Below are 18,650 nucleotides of genomic sequence, written 5' to 3'. Positions count from 1 at the left end.
TCCCCGCGTCCCCGCGTCTCCGCGTCCCCGTGTCTCCGCATCTCCGCGTCCCCGTGTCTCCGTGTCTCCGCGTCTCCGCCGTCCGTCGCCTGCGGTCTTCTGTAGGCTCATCCTTAGCCTATCCCCCCGCCCGCAGAGTCAACACCGTGATCTCGGGGCGGCAATTCAGACGCACTGGCGGGGCAATTAGCCCGATGCCGCGGTTGGTGTACAGTGCCATATCCCCTACCTGGTACAACCCGATGGGGTATTTCCTGCCAAGGTAGGGCAATACCGGCGCACCGACGAATGGCAAGCGGATCTGTCCGCCATGGCTATGACCGGAAAGCTGCAGATCCACCGGATAGGTTGCTGCCTCATCGCCAAAATCAGGCTCATGGGCCAGCAACACCGTACATTGATCCTCAGGCACATTTCGCAGCGTCAGGGCCAGATCCTGGCGCTCCTCCCAGATATCATCTACCCCGGCCAACCATAGTGGGTCAGTGCCCGTCTCCAACCTGAGCGCCCGATTCTCCAGCAGGTCAATACCGGCAGCCTGCAGAGAATCGGCCACCCGGCCTGCCCCGTGCCAATGGTCATGATTGCCGAAGATTGCATAGACACCCAGAGGCGCCGTCAGTCCCCGCAGGGGCGCTACCAGTTGATCGGCGAAACTGGCGTCATGCCAGATGAAATCCCCGGTCAAAACGATCAGATCGGCGGCCTGATCGAGGGTCAATGCCACAGCACGGGCAATATCCCCCTGGGACACGAGGGGGCTGATATGAAGATCGCTCAACTGGGCGATTCTCAACCCGTCAAGCCTGGCTGGAAGACGGCGCAGCCTCAGCGCTATTCGCTCCACGGCGACCCAGTTTGGTTCGACCTGGGTGGACCACAGCCCACCTGTTGCCACAGGCAGTGCTGCTACCGCCATGAGCCCCAGGAAAGCTCGTCGACTCAGGGTCATTCGGGGCCTTCCCGGCGCAGAATCTCTCTGGCCGGTTCCGCGACCATCCCCCGTGTCTCCGGAACGCCGGCCAACAAGTAGGTACCTGCGACCATGCCGACCGCCAAAATACCGAAAAGTACATGATATCCCAGGCCGATCTGTAACGCATTGCCTGCATCGATGATAGGTCCTGCAAACAGGCGGGAGAATGCGCTGGCGCCGGCGGTCGCCAGGTTGCCCAACCCCAGGTAACGCCCCGCCTCGTCGGGTGGCACCAGATCGGCAGCCCATGCCCAGTTCACACTCAGGAAGATTCCGGCGGACGCGCCCACGAATCCACCTGCAATAATCAATTGAGCGACGTTACCAACGAATACCAGGCTCAGGGCAGCAGCAGCGCCCAGCAGGCCGGAAACAAGGTTGAGAGGGCGTCGTCCGTAGCGATCAGCCAGAACGCCGGTGGGCACGGCAAGCAAAAAGATTGCGGCCCCCATGACGGCCATCAGAAACGCTGTCGTAGCTGCCGGGTTTTCGACCGGCATGACGTCGGCAACAAAATACTGGGCGAATCCCTGCAAGGCAAAAAAACCAGCCATCAGCAAACCACGTCCAGCCAACAGGCGAAGATAGCCGGGAGCCGCTCCCTGGTCTATCCGAAAGCTGTCGATGAACAGGGTTCGCAGGGCCGCCGCCATGCTCAGGGATTTGGTTCTGGCACGAGCCACCGGTTCCTCGTGGACTCCCAGGCTGGTCCAGGCCGTCGTGCCAACCAGAATGATGCCGGTGGCCAGCAAGGCTTCCCTGATCTGCCCCCGTCCTGCCAGGAAGCCACCGATACCAACCCCGGCAACAAAGCCCGCAATCTGTGCGGCATTCTTGTACCCGGAGCCGCGTCCTCTCTGCTCGTTGGGCACCAGGTCCGGCAACAATCCCTGGAGAGAAGCCTCGGCAAAACTGGAGGCGATCTGCAAACCCACATAAGCCAGTAGCAGCCACCAAAACTGAGTCGCAAGCCCCAACAACAACAGGAAGATCAAATCAGCGCCTGTGCCCAGAACCATCCAGGGTCGGCGCTTGCCAAAGCGGCCAAACAACCCGCTGCGATCGCTGATTGCGCCGGCGATGGGCTGGGTCAACATGGCCATGATCAAGCCAGCGAAGGTCAGGACCCCCAGAAAGGTGTTCTTGAACGCCTCCGGCACCAGGCCGATCAGCATGAGGGGAAGCAGAATCGCGTGCAGGCCACTCCAGAGGTAGGACAGCCCGAACCAGGCCGCACTGAGGTTAATGAATCCGGCAAGCGCCATGGAGGCTTCGCTCTTCGATGGCTGCCTGTCGCTTGGCTGCATCATGGTTCAGCTACTACTCACCCGCCCTGGCCAGTGGAACGGGCTCATGGCAAGGCACAGAAACGCCCTCCAGACCCGACTCCTGCGCCAGTCGATTGGGTAACATCACCAGGATGACCAGCGCAACGGCAAAGGTCATGGCCAACAGTCCCCCTGTCACAACGGCCAAGCCAGATATCGATGCAAGCGGGTCGGCCGGATCACCGATCATGGCCTGGATGCCGGTCAACGCGTTCAAGCCGCCAAGCGTATTCCAGAAACCGTGCAGACAGATGCCGGCCGCGGCAAACCCTGCAAAGCGCAATGGCTGCGCCGGGCGACGCAGGATCTCATACCAGGCGAGCCCCATGAGCCCGGTTGACAGGGCATGGATAACCGCGGTGCCACCCCGCAGGGCGACCAATCCGGCCCAGACGTCGGGCAAACCAATGGCGCCATTGAAGAGCGCTTCCGTCAGACTGAAACCTGCACCGGCCAGCACGCCCAGGGCGAAGGCATGGCTTCGGGTTAATCCGGGCCAGGCGGACCCGGTCAGCAGCACGCCAAGGGACTTACAGACCTCCTCGATCAGTGGTGTGATCACCGCTACCACGATTCCGAGTGCCAGCACCAGCGCCGGTGAGTACACCATCGAGAGAAATTGTGTCGGATCCTCTGCTACGGTGACCTGTTCCACCGCTTGAAACAACTCCTGCAACGCCTCGTCTCCGCCCGGCAATAGCATGGCCCCGGCGGCGCCCGCAAAGAGGGCAGATAAACTTGCGATCCCTTCCACAACAATGGCAAGCCCGGTAGCGACCAGCGCTCCAAAAGCCAGATTCACGATAAGATCGCGCAGCCGCATGGTCATTCCGGCTCGTTGCAGTGGCCGGATAGCGATGCCGGCAACAGCCAGCGCGGGCAGAAGAGAAACAACCACGTGGATGGGAGGAATCAGGATCGGTGCCAGCGCCCCGCCTTTGATGAACTCGCCCATTAACAACAGGGGAACCATCAGAAGCAATGGCACCCAGGGCCGCATTAACGGCAGCGCTGGACTGGGTTTGCCCTCCCGGGCCCGCCAACCTGACAGTGCCATCCCAAGTCCCATGCCCCAGCCAAGAGCCAGAATCGACAATAGTATGGTGGTGGTTGCCGCGGGCGTCTGACCGTTACCGACGACAGCTGCAACGGCGAAAAAGAGCGCAGCAACCAGACTTGAAATGGCTGCTGCGATGCCGACTACGATAGCCGCACTCTGTAATGACTTCTGCAACGATTCACTCCTGTCAACCGGCAGCCGGTACGGGATACCTTCAACCCCTTTCGAAACAGCTGCTAAGGCGTCGCGTAACCGAGCCAGCGCAGGCGGTCCTCCCGCTTGCGCCAGTTCTCCCAAACCTTCACCCACAGGTCCAGGTAGACCCTGGTCCCGACCATCGTTTCGATTTCAGGACGGGCCGCCTGACCGATCTGCTTGATCAACTGTCCCTTGCGTCCGAGAACGATTCGTTTCTGCGACTCTCGCTCAACGTAGATTGTCACGCTGATATAGGTCATCTCCTCGGACCGCCGTTTGAAATCCTGTACGACCACTGCGACGCTGTGGGGTACCTCCTGATGAGTGGCATGCAGCACCTGCTCTCGCACCAATTCAGCCACCACAAATCGTTCCTGCAGATTGGTCACCTGATCGGGTGGATAATACCGAGGTCCCAGCGGCAGAAGATCGATGGTCTTTTCCAACAGGTCAGCGAGGCCCGCCTTCTGGAGGGCGGAAAATGCCAGCCAATCGCTGTGCGAGGGGAACAGACGCTGATAGGCAGCCACATGGGCTTCAACCCTTTTCGCCGGCAGCAAATCGATTTTATTCATGGCGAGCACCACCGGGGTCCCAGGCGCCTTATCCCGGATGTTCCGGGCGATCATCTTGTCACCATAGGTCGGCTCGACGCTGATATCAAGCACAAAACATATGACATCGGCATCAGGCAAAGTCTGCTCGGCCTGATCGACCATGTACTCACCCAACCTGTGATGGGGTTTGTGTAATCCAGGGGTATCGAGCAACATCGCTTGAGCATCGGGCCGGGTAAGGATCCCCATGAGCCGGTCGCGGGTTGTCTGTGCCTTGGGACTGACAATGGCGATCTTCTGGCCAAGCCAGGCGTTGATCAAGGTTGACTTGCCAACGTTGGGACGCCCAACCACGGCGACGAAACCGGACCGGTGGTCTGGTGGCAGATCCTCTGTATCAGGAAGCAGACCAAGCTCGTCGCCATCCAATTCAGGAGAATAGTCGCTCATGTTGTTTGATCCCGTGCTCTGATTTGCGAAAAAACTGCCCGATCCGATGGACCGGGCAGTTCGTTGATGTGGGCACGAACCAGCCAACCGGCACAGAAGGTCGTGCTGGTGCACGACACTCTGATGCTCTCTTCGGTTGGCATTAAGCCACTTTCGGACCAGCCTCGACGACTGCTTCCGGTACTTCGTCAGCAAACTGCTGGAAGTTGTCGTGGAACATCTGGGCAAGCTTGGCTGCCTCGCGGTCATAGGCGTCCTTGTCAACCCAGGTATTGCGGGGCACCAAAACCTCGTCGGGAACACCTGGGCAGGTCTTGGGAACTGCCAGGCCAAAGATGGGATCGACCTCCATCTCGACGTCATCCAGGTCCCCGTTGAGCGCTGCGGTCAGCATGGCTCGGGTGTAATCCAGCTTCATGCGGTGTCCAACCCCATAGGGGCCGCCCGTCCAACCCGTGTTTACGAGCCAGACATTGGCCTTGTGCGCCGTCATTCTATCGCGCAGCATATCGGCATATTTGAAGGGATGCAGAGGCAGGAAAGGTGCACCAAAACAGGCACTGAAAGTCGCCATTGGCTCGGTGATGCCTCGCTCGGTCCCTGCCACCTTGGCCGTGTACCCGGAGATGAAATGATACATGGCCTGTTCTGGAGTCAGCCTGGAGATGGGTGGCAAAACGCCGAAGGCATCGGCAGTCAGGAATACCACATTCTGGGGGTGTCCGGCCTGCCCTTCCGGCACGATATTCGGAATATAGTTGATGGGATAGGAAGCCCGCGTATTCTCGGTAATGCTGCCATCGTCCAGATCAAGTTTGCGGCTTTCGGGGTCGACAATGACATTCTCCAGGAGTGTGGCGAACATGCCTGTGGTGTGGTAGATGTCCGGCTCGCCCGTTGGGCTGAGACGGATCACCTTGGCATAGCAACCCTGTTCGAAATTAAAGACGCCGTTCGGGCTCCAGCCATGCTCGTCGTCCCCGATGAGAGCCCGCTTCGGATCCGCCGATAAGGTCGTCTTGCCGGTGCCGCTGAGACCAAAGAAGAGCGCTGTGTCACCCTTGGGACCCAGATTTGCTGAGCAATGCATCGGGAAAACACCGCGGAAGGGCATCAGGTAGTTCATTACCGAAAAGATGGACTTTTTTATCTCCCCGGCGTAGGAGGTGCCACCGATCAATACAATGCGTTTATCGAAGTTGACCACTACAAAGGCTTCGGATTGGGTGCCATCGAAGCCAGGGTCTGCCTTGAGCCCTGGTGCATGCAACAGGGTAAACTCAGGCTCAAAGTAGCTCCATTCCGAAGGGTCAGGGTCCACAAACATGTTGTAGACAAACAGGCTTGCGGACGCACGTTCGGATACTACTCGTACCTTGAGGTGGTAATCGGGATCGGCCCCGCAGTAGGCATCGCGTACGAACAGGTCCCTATGCTGAAAGTAAGCCAGCACCTTGCGGTAAAGACACTTGAAGACTTCCTCGGCGATGGGGACATTGACCTTTCCCCACCAGATATTCTCCTCCGTGGAGGGCTCTTTCACGGTGTATTTATCGTTGGGTGACCGGCCTGTATAGGGCGCTGTCACCGTGACAAAGGGACCTCCTTCGGCCAGGATTCCTTCGCCTCGCAGCACTGCCATTTCCACCAGCTTGGGTGGCGAAAGATTCCAGTGAATATCCCCGGTGTTTAACACACCATGATTGTCAATTCCGTAGCTGCTCACCTGTCCATACTGCATCTCGATATTCCTCCTGAATGATTTCGTCAGGCCACGACTGTCCAAGGCCTCGCCGCCGGCCAGTTGAGTGGGCTGCCTGATTGGCCGATTATGACTCTTCCTGAATACCAACCATCTCCCGAAGTTCCGTGCCCCAGAGAGAGGCTTCTGGCAGGTCGATCAAATCAAAGCCCCTTAACGGCTCCCGCATCAACCAGCGATAAAACCAACTCAGCATTTCGAAATCCGACGCATCAAGATCCTCCGGGATCAGGCGGCCACCGAAACCCTTGAAACTGAGGGTCTCTCCGCCGGCCATCTGCGCCAGACCTTGCGCATACTCATCCTGGGTGAAAAGCAGTTCATCCTCATCGCCGGTAAGTCCCGGGTCGATCTTCCAGTCGGCCGCAGCAGTGATGAAAGCAGCAATCATGCGCTTGGACAGAGCACTCTTTTTTGTGCGAACGAACTTGATCATCGCTTCCCGATAATCACCGCCATAAATGGGCGACCCCAAAACGACCAAATCATAGGGGCGAACATCCGGATAGCTTCCCGCGGCAGCCAAATCGGCCCCTAAGCCATCGGCAATAGCCTGAGCAACTTCCCGGGTGGATCCGTACTTACTGGCATATACGACCAAACACCTGGTCATCTTCCCTCGCCTCCTTACAGGTCCAGCGCTTCCATGCTGGATCGGATCAGCGCGGCCGAACGGTTCAATCCGGCCTTCTCGTCTTCATTCAGTTCGATCTCAAGGATATCTTCCACGCCATCCCTGCCCAGCTTGACAGGCACACCGAAGCAAATATCGCTCAGGCCATATTCGCCCTCCAGATAGATGGAGCAGGGCAAGATTTGCTTTTTGTCCTTCAGAATGGCCTCTACCATCTGCATGGTGGCGGCGCTTGGAGCGAAGAACGCGCTGCCCTTTTTCAGCAGTGACACGATCTCACCGCCCCCCTTGCGGGTTCGCTGCACGATTGACTCGACTCGTTCAGGCGGCATCAACTCGGTAATGGGTACGCCGGCTACCGTGGAATAACGAGGCAGGGGCACCATTTCGTCGCCATGGCCTCCCATAACGAAGGCATGGATGTTTTCGACGCTGACACCCAGTTCCAGGGCAATGAAAGCCCGCATACGGGCGCTGTCCAGAACACCCGCCTGACCAATAACCCGTTCCCGGGGAAAACCACTGGCACGTTTGGCGACATATAACATGGTATCCAGCGGGTTGGTGACCAGAATGATGATGCCCTTGGGAGAGTACCTGGCTACCTCCCGGACGACCTCGGTCACGATCTTGGAGTTGACTCCCACCAGGTCTTCACGGGTCATTCCTGGTTTGCGAGGCAAACCGGCGGTAATCACGACAATGTCGGAATCGGCCGTGTCCTTGTAGTCGTTGGTACCGATAATGTTCAGGTCATATCCCTCGACAGGGCCTGCCTCCAGGAGGTCCAACGCCTTGCCCTGGGGCATGCCGTCGACAATGTCGACAAGGACTACATCGCCCAATTCCTTGGTGGCACACCAATGGGCAGCCGTAGCGCCCACGAAGCCAGCACCAATGATGGAGATCTTATTTCGCATGGATCAACCCTCCGTGAAAAATGTTTAAGCATCTTACGATTCAGAAATGGGACAGTTACTTGATCCCCGTTCCTCAGGCTGGTACCGCCACCTCTTCAAGTGTATCAGGCTCGACCAACACCTCCGAACTGGTCACGCCGTCAACCTCGATGCCATCGGCAGTCAAAACAGGAACCAGGGCGTCGATAGCACATTGCAGCATATCCAACTCGGGCTCTCGGGTTGTTAGGCGCTGCAGGGCAAGCCCCGGCGCCGTCACTGCGCGAATAAAGGCGCTGTCCTGGTGTTGAGCCGTATAGCGCAAAAACTCGTAGCTGATCCCGGCAACCACTGGAATCAACAGCAACCTGGATATCATCCTGGCTATAAAGCTCCAGGCGCCAGGCAGGAAATTGAAGTGCAAAGGTGCGAAAAGAATGATACTGATCAACAGCACCATCAACAGAAAACTTGTGCCACAACGCGGATGCTGGACCGAAAAGCGCGACACCGACGGCGGCGTCAACGGTGCACCGGCCTCATAGGCATTGATCGTCTTGTGTTCTGCGCCGTGATATTGAAAAACACGCCGGATGTCGGACATCTGTCCGATGAGGATGAGATAGGCGAGGAAAAGGGCCAGCCGCAGGAACCCTTCCAGGAAAGCTCCAGCGATCGGCGACAAGGCAAATTGGTTTTCGATCCACTTTCCAGTGGCCGCAGGAATGAAGAAAAAGATGCCGATTGCGACTGCCAGGGAGATCGCCACAGTAGTCCAGGCGACAGGACCTGTAAACTCGACGTCGTCCTCTTCGCTCAAGGCGACGTCCGCCGACCACATTAACGATCGGGTTCCCAGGACCAGGGCATCCCAGAGGAGAGTCAGGCCCCTCACAAACGGCCACCGGGCCCAGGGTTTTGTATAGACTGCCGCTGTCAACGGCTCCTGGTGAACCACGATCTCGCCAGCCGGGTCACGCACAGCAACGGCCGCATGAGAACGGCCACGCATCATTACTCCCTCAAGTACTGCCTGTCCACCATAGAAAAATTCACTCAAATTTCTACTCCCTTTTAAGAAGTGGATGCATTGTACAACAGGTACCAGATGACTGCAAAACCGGGATAGTGCCAACAGATCGATGAGCGATATCTGTGGTACAATGGGAAATGAAATCCAGCAGTCATCGCCAGATCGAAACGATGCCAGCCAGGAAAGAAAGGAGCCAACGCAATGAAGATACCGGTGGCAATTTCGAAGATTGACCGCCGTCTCGAGGGAGAACCCTTGCAGTTCGGTGAACGGGCAGTCACCCCCGTAGCACAACTCACTGGCCGTGTCGGAAGCGGCGGCGGCGCGAACGGCAGCGGTGGGGGTGGCTCCTTGCAGCTCTCACCTCAGGAGGTGCTGGTCCACAAGGGCGACTACGAGTCCTACCGCGTTCCCATCGTGGACCCGCTAACAGAATCGCTACGCGTTATGGCAGCTGCCGGGCTGCTGATCGGCATACTCGGTAGCCTGCTCACGTTGGCCATCCGATTCAAGCCCCAAAAAGGGGCAATTGCAGAAACCGAGGAGGTTAAGTAATCATGACGGAAAAGGACGTTTCCGGCCAGCTAGATGTGGCCGGCCAGATCCAGGAAGTAGCCGAACCTCTTGTACGAATCATCGACCGCATGCAGGTCAGCAATGTCTTTGGCAGACCAAGCACCGAGGGGGACCTGACTGTAATTCCCGTCGCGTCGGTCACAGCCAGCTTCGGTTACGGATTCGGCTATGGACAGGGACCAGCCCCGAGTGCTGTGGCTGAGGGCGACCCCGAAGCGGAAAAGAAAGGTCCGGACGTTGAAGAGGCCGAAGATGTAGAAGAGCTTGAGCAGACGATCGACGAGATCGTCGCCGAGGCGATCACCCCTGAAGGCGGTGGCGGCGGTGGTGGTCGCACGACCACCACCCCTCGCGGTTACATCAAGATTACACCGGACGGGGTCAGTTACGAGCCCGTATTCAATCCTTCGATCATCCCGCTGGCCGGCATTGCCCTATCCGCCTGGCTTTTCTTCTGGATCGCCATGGTACTAAAAGCTGTTGCCAAGCGGTAGCAGGATCGGATTTATCAACACCAATTGTAACTGTACAGATGTCATTGCGACGCTACGGCAGCAGCCGATCCGTGAGGTAGCAAGCGATGCGGGACGTCAGCAGACGATGCGGCCTAGCACGCCAGCACGCCAGCAGGCGGTGCGTGAGCTAGGCGTACCGTGACGCTAGCAAGCGGTGCGAGACGTCAGCAGACGGTGCGTGAGCTAGCTAGGTAAGGCCACCGAGAGGTGAGAGTTAGCTAGTGATCCATCCCACGGCGGTCGCGGGATGCGCCGGTACAACAAACTCACGCATCCGTCACTCCCACTGTCATCCTCGCGAACGCCGGGAAGGCGGGAGTCCATCGAGGTCGCCCATGACGATTGGTAGTCATGGGCGTGGCAAGTTTCTAAGCAGATGCAACGCACTTGCCCATATGGCTCCAAAGGTGTCATTGGATCAGATTGTTATCCATATCGGCTTGATTTTGTGGACCAAGTGCGTCGCACGTGAGAAATTGACTGGAGTTACGCACTTGGCAAAATTCGGGTCAAATGCCGCCCTTCGACAAGCTCAGGATGTCATTTGACCCGTTCGCACACTTCGATTGCTCCCTTCGGTCGCACTCAGTACACCTGCGCAGGACCGCAGGCGCTGCGTGCGAACTGCGTAACTCCAGTACTTTAAGGAGAAGCACGATGAATACCAAACGGTTTACGATCCTGCATTCAAATGACATCCACGGCGATTTCCAGGCCGAGTTAGATGGTGCCGAAGGCCACCTGATCGGCGGGCTGTCCCTTCTTTCAGGGTACATCAATCAGGTGCGGCAGGAGGAGGAAAACGTTCTCTACATCATCGCCGGCGACATGGTCCAGGGCTCCATGATCGATTCGGAATTCAAGGGCGTTTCCACCATGGAACTGATGAACTACCTGGCTCCCGATGTGGCTACCCTGGGCAACCATGAGTTGGACTACGGATTGGGCCACCTGCTCTTCCTGGAAAAGATGGCGAACTTCCCCATCGTGGTGGCGAATCTGTACATCAAACAGTACCACAAGCGCCTGATGCAGCCCTATCACATCGTCAACGTGGCTGGATTCGACATCATGTTCATCGGCATCATCACCCAGGAGATCCTACAGGCTTTGAAGATGGATACTGATATTGGCACCTTCCTGACCCTGGAGGAAGCCAGTGACGAGGCGGGCCGCATCTGCAATGCCTACAAGGATGAGGATATCGACCTGACCGTTCTCCTGACACACATTGGCTTCGAATCGGACAAGAGGTTGGCAACCATGCTCAATCCAGAGTGGGGCGTGGATCTGATCATCGGCGGGCACTCCCACACGATTCTGGAGGAGCCTGCCATCATCAACGACATCTTGATCACCCAGGCGGGCGTTGGTTCAGATCAGATAGGGCGCTTCGACATCATCGTGGACGACGACACCAACAGCATCGTCGAGTGGCAATGGCAACTTCTGCCGGTGGACAGCACGTTGGCTGAACCGGACGAGGAGTTTCAGGCGTTTATCGATACCTTCCAGCAGGTCGTCGATCGCAAATACAATACGATGATCTGCCGGTTGGCGCAGAAGTTGACCCATCCCCTGCGCGAAGAAGAAACGGCGTTGGGCAATCTGTTCGCCGATATTCTGGCCCAAAGTGCCCATGCAGATATAGCCTTCGTCGGCAGCGGTTCCATTCGAGGGACCCAGCTGGGTCCCATCGTGACATTGGGCGACCTGAGGCGCATCTACGCCTATGATGGGGCGCTCTACAGATTCGCCGTCACCGGGGCACAGCTAACGCAGATCTTCACGCACATCATGCGGCCAGATAACCGAATTCCAGGCGAAAGCCAGTGCCAGCAGGTCAGCCGGGGAGTCAGGGCAGTGTACAACGACACCACCAGGAGCCTGGAATCGCTGGCTATCGACGGTCAACCTGTGCGGGACGATCAGCAATATACCATCTGCCTTCAGGAATTTCATATGATCAATGCGGCCGCCAACATGGGAATAACCGGCCAGGAGCTGCGGGAAATTGCAGGACCCCACGTCGCGACCACGTCCATTCGTGAGGTCCTGGAGGAGTACCTTCGACACCATCAGAACCTCAACAGCAAGGTTGAAAGCAGGCTGGTGTACACATCTTAGCCTGGACAAACCAGAGAAGTTACTTCGGCCGATGGGCGTAGTTCTTCTCTGATCCTTTTCTTGGATTGATCTGCGTCCACCTGCGTTCATCAGCGTCATCTGCGGTTCATTCCGGTCCCTTCGACTGCGCTCGCCGTCACGCTACGGCAGCAGCTGATCCGTGAGGTAGCAAGCGCTCCGTGAGGAGGTGCCCCGGAGTGGGCAGGACAGCGCTGCGGCTCATTTCCTGCAAACTGCCGAGCATTGACAATTGGCAATTCACCCATTGACCATTGACAATTACCTCAGCCCCGCTTCTCGATCGGCACATAATCCCGCAAAGCAACGCCATCATATATCTGCCGCGGTCGCGCGATGCGCTGTTCCGGATCCTGCAGCAGTTCCCGCCACTGGGCCATCCACCCCGCCACCCGGGGAATGGCAAACATGACAGTGAACATGTCATTGGGCAAACCAACGGCCGTGTAAATGCATCCGGTGTAGAAATTGACATTGGGATAGAGCTGGCGTTCAATGAAGTAATCATCCTCCAGCACAACCCTCTCCAACTCCCTGGCAACATCGAGCTTCAAAGTGGAGCCGGTTGCCTCGATCACTTCCTGAGCCATCTGTCTGGTGATGTTGGCCCGTGGATCGTAGTTCTTATGCACGCGGTGGCCAAAACCCATGAGAAGTTGTTCTTCTCGTTTGATCTTCTCAATGAAGGCCGGTACATTCCTGGGGGTGTCGATCTCATTCAGCATGTCCAATACTTTTTCTGCGGCCCCACCATGTTTGGGCCCGCGTAGTGCGGCGATCGCCGCGGCAACGGACACGTAGGGATCGGCCAACGCACTGCCCACCATACGCATGGTAGTCGTCGATGTGGCCTGCCCATGATCGGCGTGCAGGATAAAGAGCACATCCAGCGCCCGTTCCAGCACCGGATTGGGCTCGTATTCCTTCTCCGTCATCTTGAACATCATACTCAGGAAATCACCGGTGTAACTGAGGTTGTCATCCGGATAGGCGAAAGGCAATCCCTGCGAATGTCGATAGGCGAAAGCAGCTAACGTTGGCATCTTGGCAATCAGTCGGCGGGTCTGTAGCTCAACTGAGGCGGGATCGTTGACATCCAGGGCATCGGGATAGTAGGTGGAAAGCGCGGCGACCGTACCGATGAGGATGCCGATGGGATGGGCGTCGTAGCGATAGCCGTCCAGAAAACCCAGGATATTTTCGTGGATCATGCCCCGCTGGTTGATGTCGTCGATCCACTGATCAAACTGGTTCTCCGTGGGCAGTTCCCCATACTGCAGGAGATAAGCTGTCTCCAGAAAGGTGGATTGTTGAGCCAGTTGCTCAATGGGATAACCCCGATAGCGCAGGATGCCTTCTTCGCCGTCTATATGGGTGATGCTGCTGCGGCAGGATGCTGTGTTAAAAAATGAGGGATCGTAGCTCATGATGCCGAAGTCATCGTCATCGACCTTGATTTGTCGCAGATCAATGCTCCTGATGGCTCCGTCGGATATGGGCAACTCGTAGCTCTTGCCGGTCCGGTTATCGATCACCGTAAGATTTCCTTCGGCCGAAACCTGGTTCTCCTCCTCGGCCGTTGCCTGTTTCGCCTGCCGGTCAGCGATCGGCACGAAATCACGCCTGCCGGCGCCGCCATAGTACTCCCGCGGCCTGGCGATACGCTGCTCCGGATCCTGCAGCAACTCACGCCACTGGGCTATCCATCCAATCGTGCGCGGGATGGCAAACATGACGGTGAACATGCTGGTGGGCAGTCCCAGCGCCTGATAGATAACTCCACTATAGAAATCGACGTTGGGATAGAGCTTGCGCTGGACAAAATACTCCTCGTTCAGCGCAATTTCCTCCAGTTCAACGGCGATATCGAGCAGCGGGTTGCGACCGGTCACCGCGAAGACATCGTGGGCAACCTTCTTGATGATGCTGGCTCGCGGGTCGTAATTCTTGTAAACGCGATGGCCAAAGCCCATCAGCCGGCGCTCACCCCGCCTGACGCTCTCCATGAAGGCGGGAATGTTGGAGGTATCACCGATTTCGCCGAGCATTCGCAACACCGCTTCGTTGGCGCCGCCGTGTCGTGGCCCGAAGAGGGCTGAGGCGGCCGCGGCCACGGCGGCATAGGGATCGGCGTGGGCACTGCCCGCCACGCGCATGGTACTGGTGGAACAGTTTTGCTCGTGATCGGCATGCAATATGAAGAGCACATCCAACGCCTGTTCCAACACGGGGTCCGGTTTGTATTCCATCTCGGCCATCTTGAACATCATGTTCAAGAAGTTGCCGGTGTAACTCAGTTCACTATCCGGATACACGTAGGGAAAACCCATTGAATGGCGAAAGGAAAAAGCAGCCAGCGTGGGCATTTTCGCCACCAACCGCCGCGTCTGCATCCTGATCGACTGGAAGTCATCGATGTCTTGCGCATCGGGGTAGAAGGTAGAGAGAGCAGCGATCGTGCCGACCAGAATGCCCATGGGGTGCGCGTCATAGCGAAAGGCATCCAGGAAGTGACGGATGTTTTCATGAACAAAGAGCTCGCTCTTCACGTCGCTTACCCACTGGTCGAGCTGGGCCTCCGTAGGTAGCTCGTTGTACAGCAGCAGATAGGCCACCTCCAGGAAGGTCGACTGTTCGGCCAGTTGTTCGATGGGATAGCCTCGATATCGCAGAATGCCCTTGGCCCCGTCGATGTAGGTAATCTTGCTTCGGCAGGAGGCGGTATTGAGAAAAGAAGGATCATAGGCCTTGAGACCAGAATCCAGATCATCTGTCTTGATCTGCCGAAATTCCATACCGCTGATCGTTCCATCCGTGATGGGAAACTCGTAGGAACTCCCGGTCCGATTGTCAATAATATTCAGGGAATCGTTCGTCATTTGTCTGCCTTTCGCTCGGTTATCTATCACTACTACGAGACTTCGGCCTTGTCAGTGTCAATGCTGAGGGCGTGCCGAAGCATCTCCAACGGCCTACTTGTCTACTTGTCTACTTATCTACTTGTCTACTTGTCTACTTGTCTACTTGTCTACTTGTCTCCTTGTCTCCTTATCTACTTGTCTACTTGTCTACTTGTCTCCTTGTCTCCTTATCTACTTGTCTCCTTATCTACTTGTCTACTTATCTACTTGTCTCCTTATCTACTTGTCTCCTTGCCCACCATCCGGCCGAATAGGCCGTCAGCCCGACTTGAAAATGTAAACCCAACTGCCGGGGTTATGACTGCCGTGGTAAGCAATCAGATTGGTGGCGTCCGGCAGGTGAGGTGTGGCCCAGTTGAAAAGCCAGAGGGCATCCCGCGGGCTCAGATTGACACATCCATGGCTGCGGGGTGTGCCAAAGCGATCGTGCCAATAAGCAGCGTGCAACCCGATCTCGCGGGAGAAATACATGATCCACGGCACATCCTGCAGATAGTAGTAGTCGCCACCCTCGACGCTGCCTCCCTCCATTTTGCCCGCACCAAACTTGACCCAGATGCGGAAGAGGCCCTCCTGGGTCGGCCAGTCAGGCAAACCGCTGGACACCATCGTCACGTAGACCAGGCGGTCCCCCTGATAGGCGCTCAGTGTCTGCTCAGCCAGGTCGACCGCGATCCAGCGTTCGTCCGATGCGACGCCGTGGGGACGGGACACGGGATAGGCGACGCGCACGAAATCACCGTGCACAAACTCTTGCGGGCCGATGCGATACCAGATGCCGTCCGGCTCCTCTTCAATACCCAGGATATTGATTGTGCTGTAACGAGGCAAGGTTCTCAAAGGTGGGCTGTCCGCAACGGCGCTGGGACGGACCCGTACATTGAGATTGTCCGTGATAGTGAAACCCATCATGGTGAGAGGGGTTGCATCCAGCGCGACCCCCTGGAAGTCCGACGGCGCCGGCTGCAAGACATCGCTGGCCAGCACGTAGGCACCATCATCGATCCGGTACCAGAGCCATTCACCGGACTCTACAACACCATCGATGCTAACCCAGGAGTCGGGAGGCAACAGATAAGTTGTGGGATTCATGCGGACCGGATCGCCCGGTGCAGGAAAGACCGGCACCGGCTTATCCCAGATTCGAGCGTAGGAAAAGGGCAATGTCTCCTCCAGCGGGGGAGGCATCGGCTCATCGGCCTGCGCTGCCAGTGGCGTGAATCCCGGCAACATAAAGAGTGCAACGAGGATTCTGATTGTCCAGTATTTCACGGCTGGGCCTCGACATCATGGTTGGAGTCGCGTCAGTTGAACGGGCAAACATCGTGATACCCACCTTACGAGTATACCCGAGTAGCCGACAAGGGACAAACAACAGGCGATGGTACCGCCAAACCCCGGTTGACAAAAAGGGGTTTTAGGTTACTTTTCCTTCCAGATTGTTCTGCCGTGCTTCGAGATCCACCTGGAGCAATACTGACCGCCCATACCCCTGTGGGCCAATCTTATCGCACCAGACTTGTCGGCAGAAAAACTCTGGCACCACTGCCAGCAGGTAACCCCATCGAACCCCGGCTCCGCCGCTGCCGCCGGTCTCTCCTAAATCAGTGGACGAAGACACCCGCCAGACTCGCGGTTCGAGCCGCACGATTCAAAAAAAGGAGGCGACCTTCCGAGCACACAAACAGATATCCCGATTACCCGTCAATTGCAGAAAACACCATTCGCTCCACTCTTTCCCGGTAGGAGGTGAAGAGATGCTTCTCCTTAGAAAACGCCACGCAATAGTAGCATTCCTGCTCGTTGCGGTTCTGATGTTCTCCGCCTGCACAGCTGTCGCACCATCCGCTCCGGCTGACACAACGGCCCCCGCTGCGCCAGCCGAGGAAGCCGCAGATTCCCCCGCAGCAGAAGCGGGCCCAACCGCCCTGCGGGTAACCTTTTCCTGGCCCACTTTCATCGACCCGGCCGTAGGCAATGACTTCTCCAGCTCTGCCTCTCTGATCAACCTTTACGATACCCTCATCTTCCCCAATGCGGATGGTGGTGTCGACCCCTGGCTGGCCGAATCCTGGCAGGTCTCCGATGATGGCACGACCTACACCTTCAAGTTGCGCGAGGGAGTCACCTTCCATGACGGCAGCGAACTCACAGCCAGCGATGTGGTCTACAGCTTCGACCGCCTGACCAGCATCGTCGAAGGCTTTGCCTATATGCTGGCCGATGCAGAGAGCGCCACAGCCATCGACGAAAACACCGTCGAATTCAAGCTGGCGGCACCCAGCGGTCTTTTCCTCCCCAGCCTGCTGCGCCTGTATGTTTTGAACGAGGACCTTGTGAAGGCCAACACGGCGGCTGAAGGTCCCTACGGAGAGCACGGCGACTTCGGCAAAGACTGGCTGCTGGTAAACGACGCAGGCTCCGGACCTTACACGGTCAAGGAGTTCCCTCTCGAAGAGTTCCTGCTCATGGAGAAAAACCAGGACTGGTGGGGCGAGTTTGCGCCCAATGCTCCCGATCAAGTCCGCTTTATCGGCACCACCGAAGGTGTAACCATCCGCACCCTGATGGCCAACCAGGAACTGGAGATCACCGATCAGTGGCAGACCGTTCAGGCTTTGCAGGCCCTCGACGAAATCGAGGGTGTCGATATCGCCGCCATCCCGACGATGAACGAGTTCTACTACATGATCAATACCAAGCTTGCCCCAACCGACGATGTTCACTGCCGCCGAGCCATGGCCTACGCCTTTGACTATGACACGGCCGTGTCGCTGGAGTGGCCTGGCACGCAACAATCGAAGAGTCCCGTACCGGTAAGCGTGGGCGGTCACAATCCTGACGTGTTTGTATTCTCTCGCGACCTGGATAAGGCCAAAGAGGAACTGGCCCAGTGCCAGTACGCCGACGATCTCGCCAACAACCCGGTCGAGCTTCACTGGGTTTCCGAGGTACCGGACGAAGAGAAGTTTGCCCTGCTCTTCCAGTCCAACATGGCCGAGATCGGCATCGACGTCAAGGTCGTCTCGGTGCCATGGCTGAGCACCGTCGATAATACCAGCGCCCAGGAAACCAGCCCCCATATCGTCACCATCTACGTAACAGCCGATTTGCCCGAGGCCGGCACCATGCTCTACCAGCGCTATCATTACCAACACCGCCAACCAGTGGCTGCAGAACGAATGGTTGCTCGACGAAGAGTATGACGCCGCGATCGAAGATGCCCTGGCGACGGCCGATCAAGAAGAACGGTTCGCCAAGTACCGCGAACTGCAGGACTTTATCGCCGAGCTGGCGCCTTCCCTGTTCCTCTATGACCAGGTGGAGAAGCACGGTTTCCAGGATTATGTTGACTGGCCGGCGGCCCGCAACGAAACAAGCCCCGTCCAGGGATACTACTTCTACGCGCCGCATATTCAGGTGCAACCTCAGTAGGGGCGTGGCCTTGTGCCCGCCCGGTAGGCAGGGGCGCGGCCTTGTGCCCGCCCGGTAGGTAGGGGCGTGGCCCTGTGCCCGCCCGGTAGGCAGGGGCGCGGCCTTGTGCCCGCCCGGTAGGTAGGGGCGTGGCCTTGTGCCCGCCCGGTAGGCAGGGGCGT

General features: G+C 57.5%; 15 protein-coding genes and 1 pseudogene. 5 read left to right on the top strand and 11 right to left on the bottom strand.

Annotation, left to right across the window (positions count from 1 at the left end):
• Positions 1-118: 118 nt before the first annotated feature.
• The 8 genes from U9R25_04105 to U9R25_04070 form a co-directional block, all read right to left on the bottom strand.
• A complete protein-coding gene (locus tag U9R25_04105) occupies positions 119-952 on the bottom strand; it encodes a metallophosphoesterase (protein ID MEA3335067.1) in 834 nt (277 codons plus the stop codon).
• Positions 949-2,286 (bottom strand): MFS transporter, encoded by a 1,338-nt coding sequence (locus U9R25_04100; GenBank protein MEA3335066.1) that lies wholly within the window; start codon positions 2,284-2,286, stop codon positions 949-951. The genes U9R25_04105 and U9R25_04100 overlap by 4 nt, the downstream gene beginning before the upstream one ends.
• Positions 2,287-2,296: 10 nt before the next feature.
• Positions 2,297-3,538, bottom strand: a complete 1,242-nt coding sequence (locus U9R25_04095; GenBank protein MEA3335065.1) for a hypothetical protein — start codon at positions 3,536-3,538, stop codon at positions 2,297-2,299.
• A 62-nt stretch (positions 3,539-3,600) separates the two neighbouring features.
• Complete coding sequence (era, locus tag U9R25_04090; GenBank protein ID MEA3335064.1) at positions 3,601-4,569, bottom strand: GTPase Era; 969 nt, start codon at positions 4,567-4,569, stop codon at positions 3,601-3,603.
• A gap of 142 nt (positions 4,570-4,711) precedes the next feature.
• On the bottom strand, positions 4,712-6,310 hold the full coding sequence (pckA, locus tag U9R25_04085; protein MEA3335063.1) for a phosphoenolpyruvate carboxykinase (ATP): 1,599 nt from the start codon (positions 6,308-6,310) through the stop codon (positions 4,712-4,714).
• Positions 6,311-6,398: 88 nt separating this feature from the next.
• Positions 6,399-6,944, bottom strand: coding sequence for a flavodoxin domain-containing protein (locus U9R25_04080; GenBank protein MEA3335062.1), 546 nt, complete (start codon positions 6,942-6,944; stop codon positions 6,399-6,401).
• 14 nt (positions 6,945-6,958) lie between these two features.
• Positions 6,959-7,885, bottom strand: coding sequence for a malate dehydrogenase (gene mdh, locus U9R25_04075; protein ID MEA3335061.1), 927 nt, complete (start codon positions 7,883-7,885; stop codon positions 6,959-6,961).
• A 73-nt stretch (positions 7,886-7,958) separates the two neighbouring features.
• Positions 7,959-8,924, bottom strand: a complete 966-nt coding sequence (locus U9R25_04070; protein MEA3335060.1) for a DUF1385 domain-containing protein — start codon at positions 8,922-8,924, stop codon at positions 7,959-7,961.
• 174 nt (positions 8,925-9,098) lie between these two features.
• On the opposite strand from U9R25_04070, the gene U9R25_04065 reads away from it, so the two are divergent.
• From U9R25_04065 to U9R25_04055, 3 genes are all read left to right on the top strand, one after another.
• Positions 9,099-9,452: a hypothetical protein gene (locus U9R25_04065; GenBank protein MEA3335059.1), complete on the top strand. Its 354-nt coding sequence runs from the start codon at positions 9,099-9,101 to the stop codon at positions 9,450-9,452.
• A gap of 2 nt (positions 9,453-9,454) precedes the next feature.
• The gene (locus U9R25_04060) at positions 9,455-9,967 is read left to right on the top strand and encodes a hypothetical protein (protein MEA3335058.1); all 513 of its coding nucleotides are present in this window, start codon (positions 9,455-9,457) and stop codon (positions 9,965-9,967) included.
• 678 nt (positions 9,968-10,645) lie between these two features.
• Positions 10,646-12,115, top strand: coding sequence for a bifunctional UDP-sugar hydrolase/5'-nucleotidase (locus tag U9R25_04055; protein ID MEA3335057.1), 1,470 nt, complete (start codon positions 10,646-10,648; stop codon positions 12,113-12,115).
• 284 nt (positions 12,116-12,399) lie between these two features.
• On the opposite strand, the gene U9R25_04050 is transcribed toward U9R25_04055, so the two are convergent.
• From U9R25_04050 to U9R25_04040, 3 genes and pseudogenes are all read right to left on the bottom strand, one after another.
• Positions 12,400-13,668, bottom strand: a complete 1,269-nt coding sequence (locus tag U9R25_04050; protein MEA3335056.1) for a citrate synthase — start codon at positions 13,666-13,668, stop codon at positions 12,400-12,402.
• Between the two features lie 60 nt (positions 13,669-13,728).
• Positions 13,729-15,012 (bottom strand): annotated as a pseudogene (locus U9R25_04045) (citrate synthase).
• Positions 15,013-15,312: 300 nt separating this feature from the next.
• Positions 15,313-16,326 carry a L,D-transpeptidase family protein gene (locus tag U9R25_04040; GenBank protein ID MEA3335055.1) on the bottom strand — a complete coding sequence of 338 codons (1,014 nt, stop codon included), beginning with the start codon at positions 16,324-16,326 and terminating at the stop codon, positions 15,313-15,315.
• A gap of 485 nt (positions 16,327-16,811) precedes the next feature.
• Between U9R25_04040 and U9R25_04035 the strand changes: the two genes are divergently transcribed.
• Together U9R25_04035 and U9R25_04030 are read left to right on the top strand one after the other, a co-directional pair.
• On the top strand, positions 16,812-18,260 hold the full coding sequence (locus U9R25_04035; protein ID MEA3335054.1) for an ABC transporter substrate-binding protein: 1,449 nt from the start codon (positions 16,812-16,814) through the stop codon (positions 18,258-18,260).
• The gene (locus U9R25_04030) at positions 18,241-18,489 is read left to right on the top strand and encodes a hypothetical protein (protein ID MEA3335053.1); all 249 of its coding nucleotides are present in this window, start codon (positions 18,241-18,243) and stop codon (positions 18,487-18,489) included. The genes U9R25_04035 and U9R25_04030 overlap by 20 nt, the downstream gene beginning before the upstream one ends.
• Positions 18,490-18,650: the final 161 nt, after the last annotated feature.

Source organism: Chloroflexota bacterium, assembly GCA_034717495.1.
GTDB lineage: Bacteria > Chloroflexota > Anaerolineae > JAAEKA01 > JAAEKA01 > JAYELL01.
Note: the sequence above shows the minus strand (reverse complement) of the source record. Positions and strands in the feature narration are given on the sequence as shown.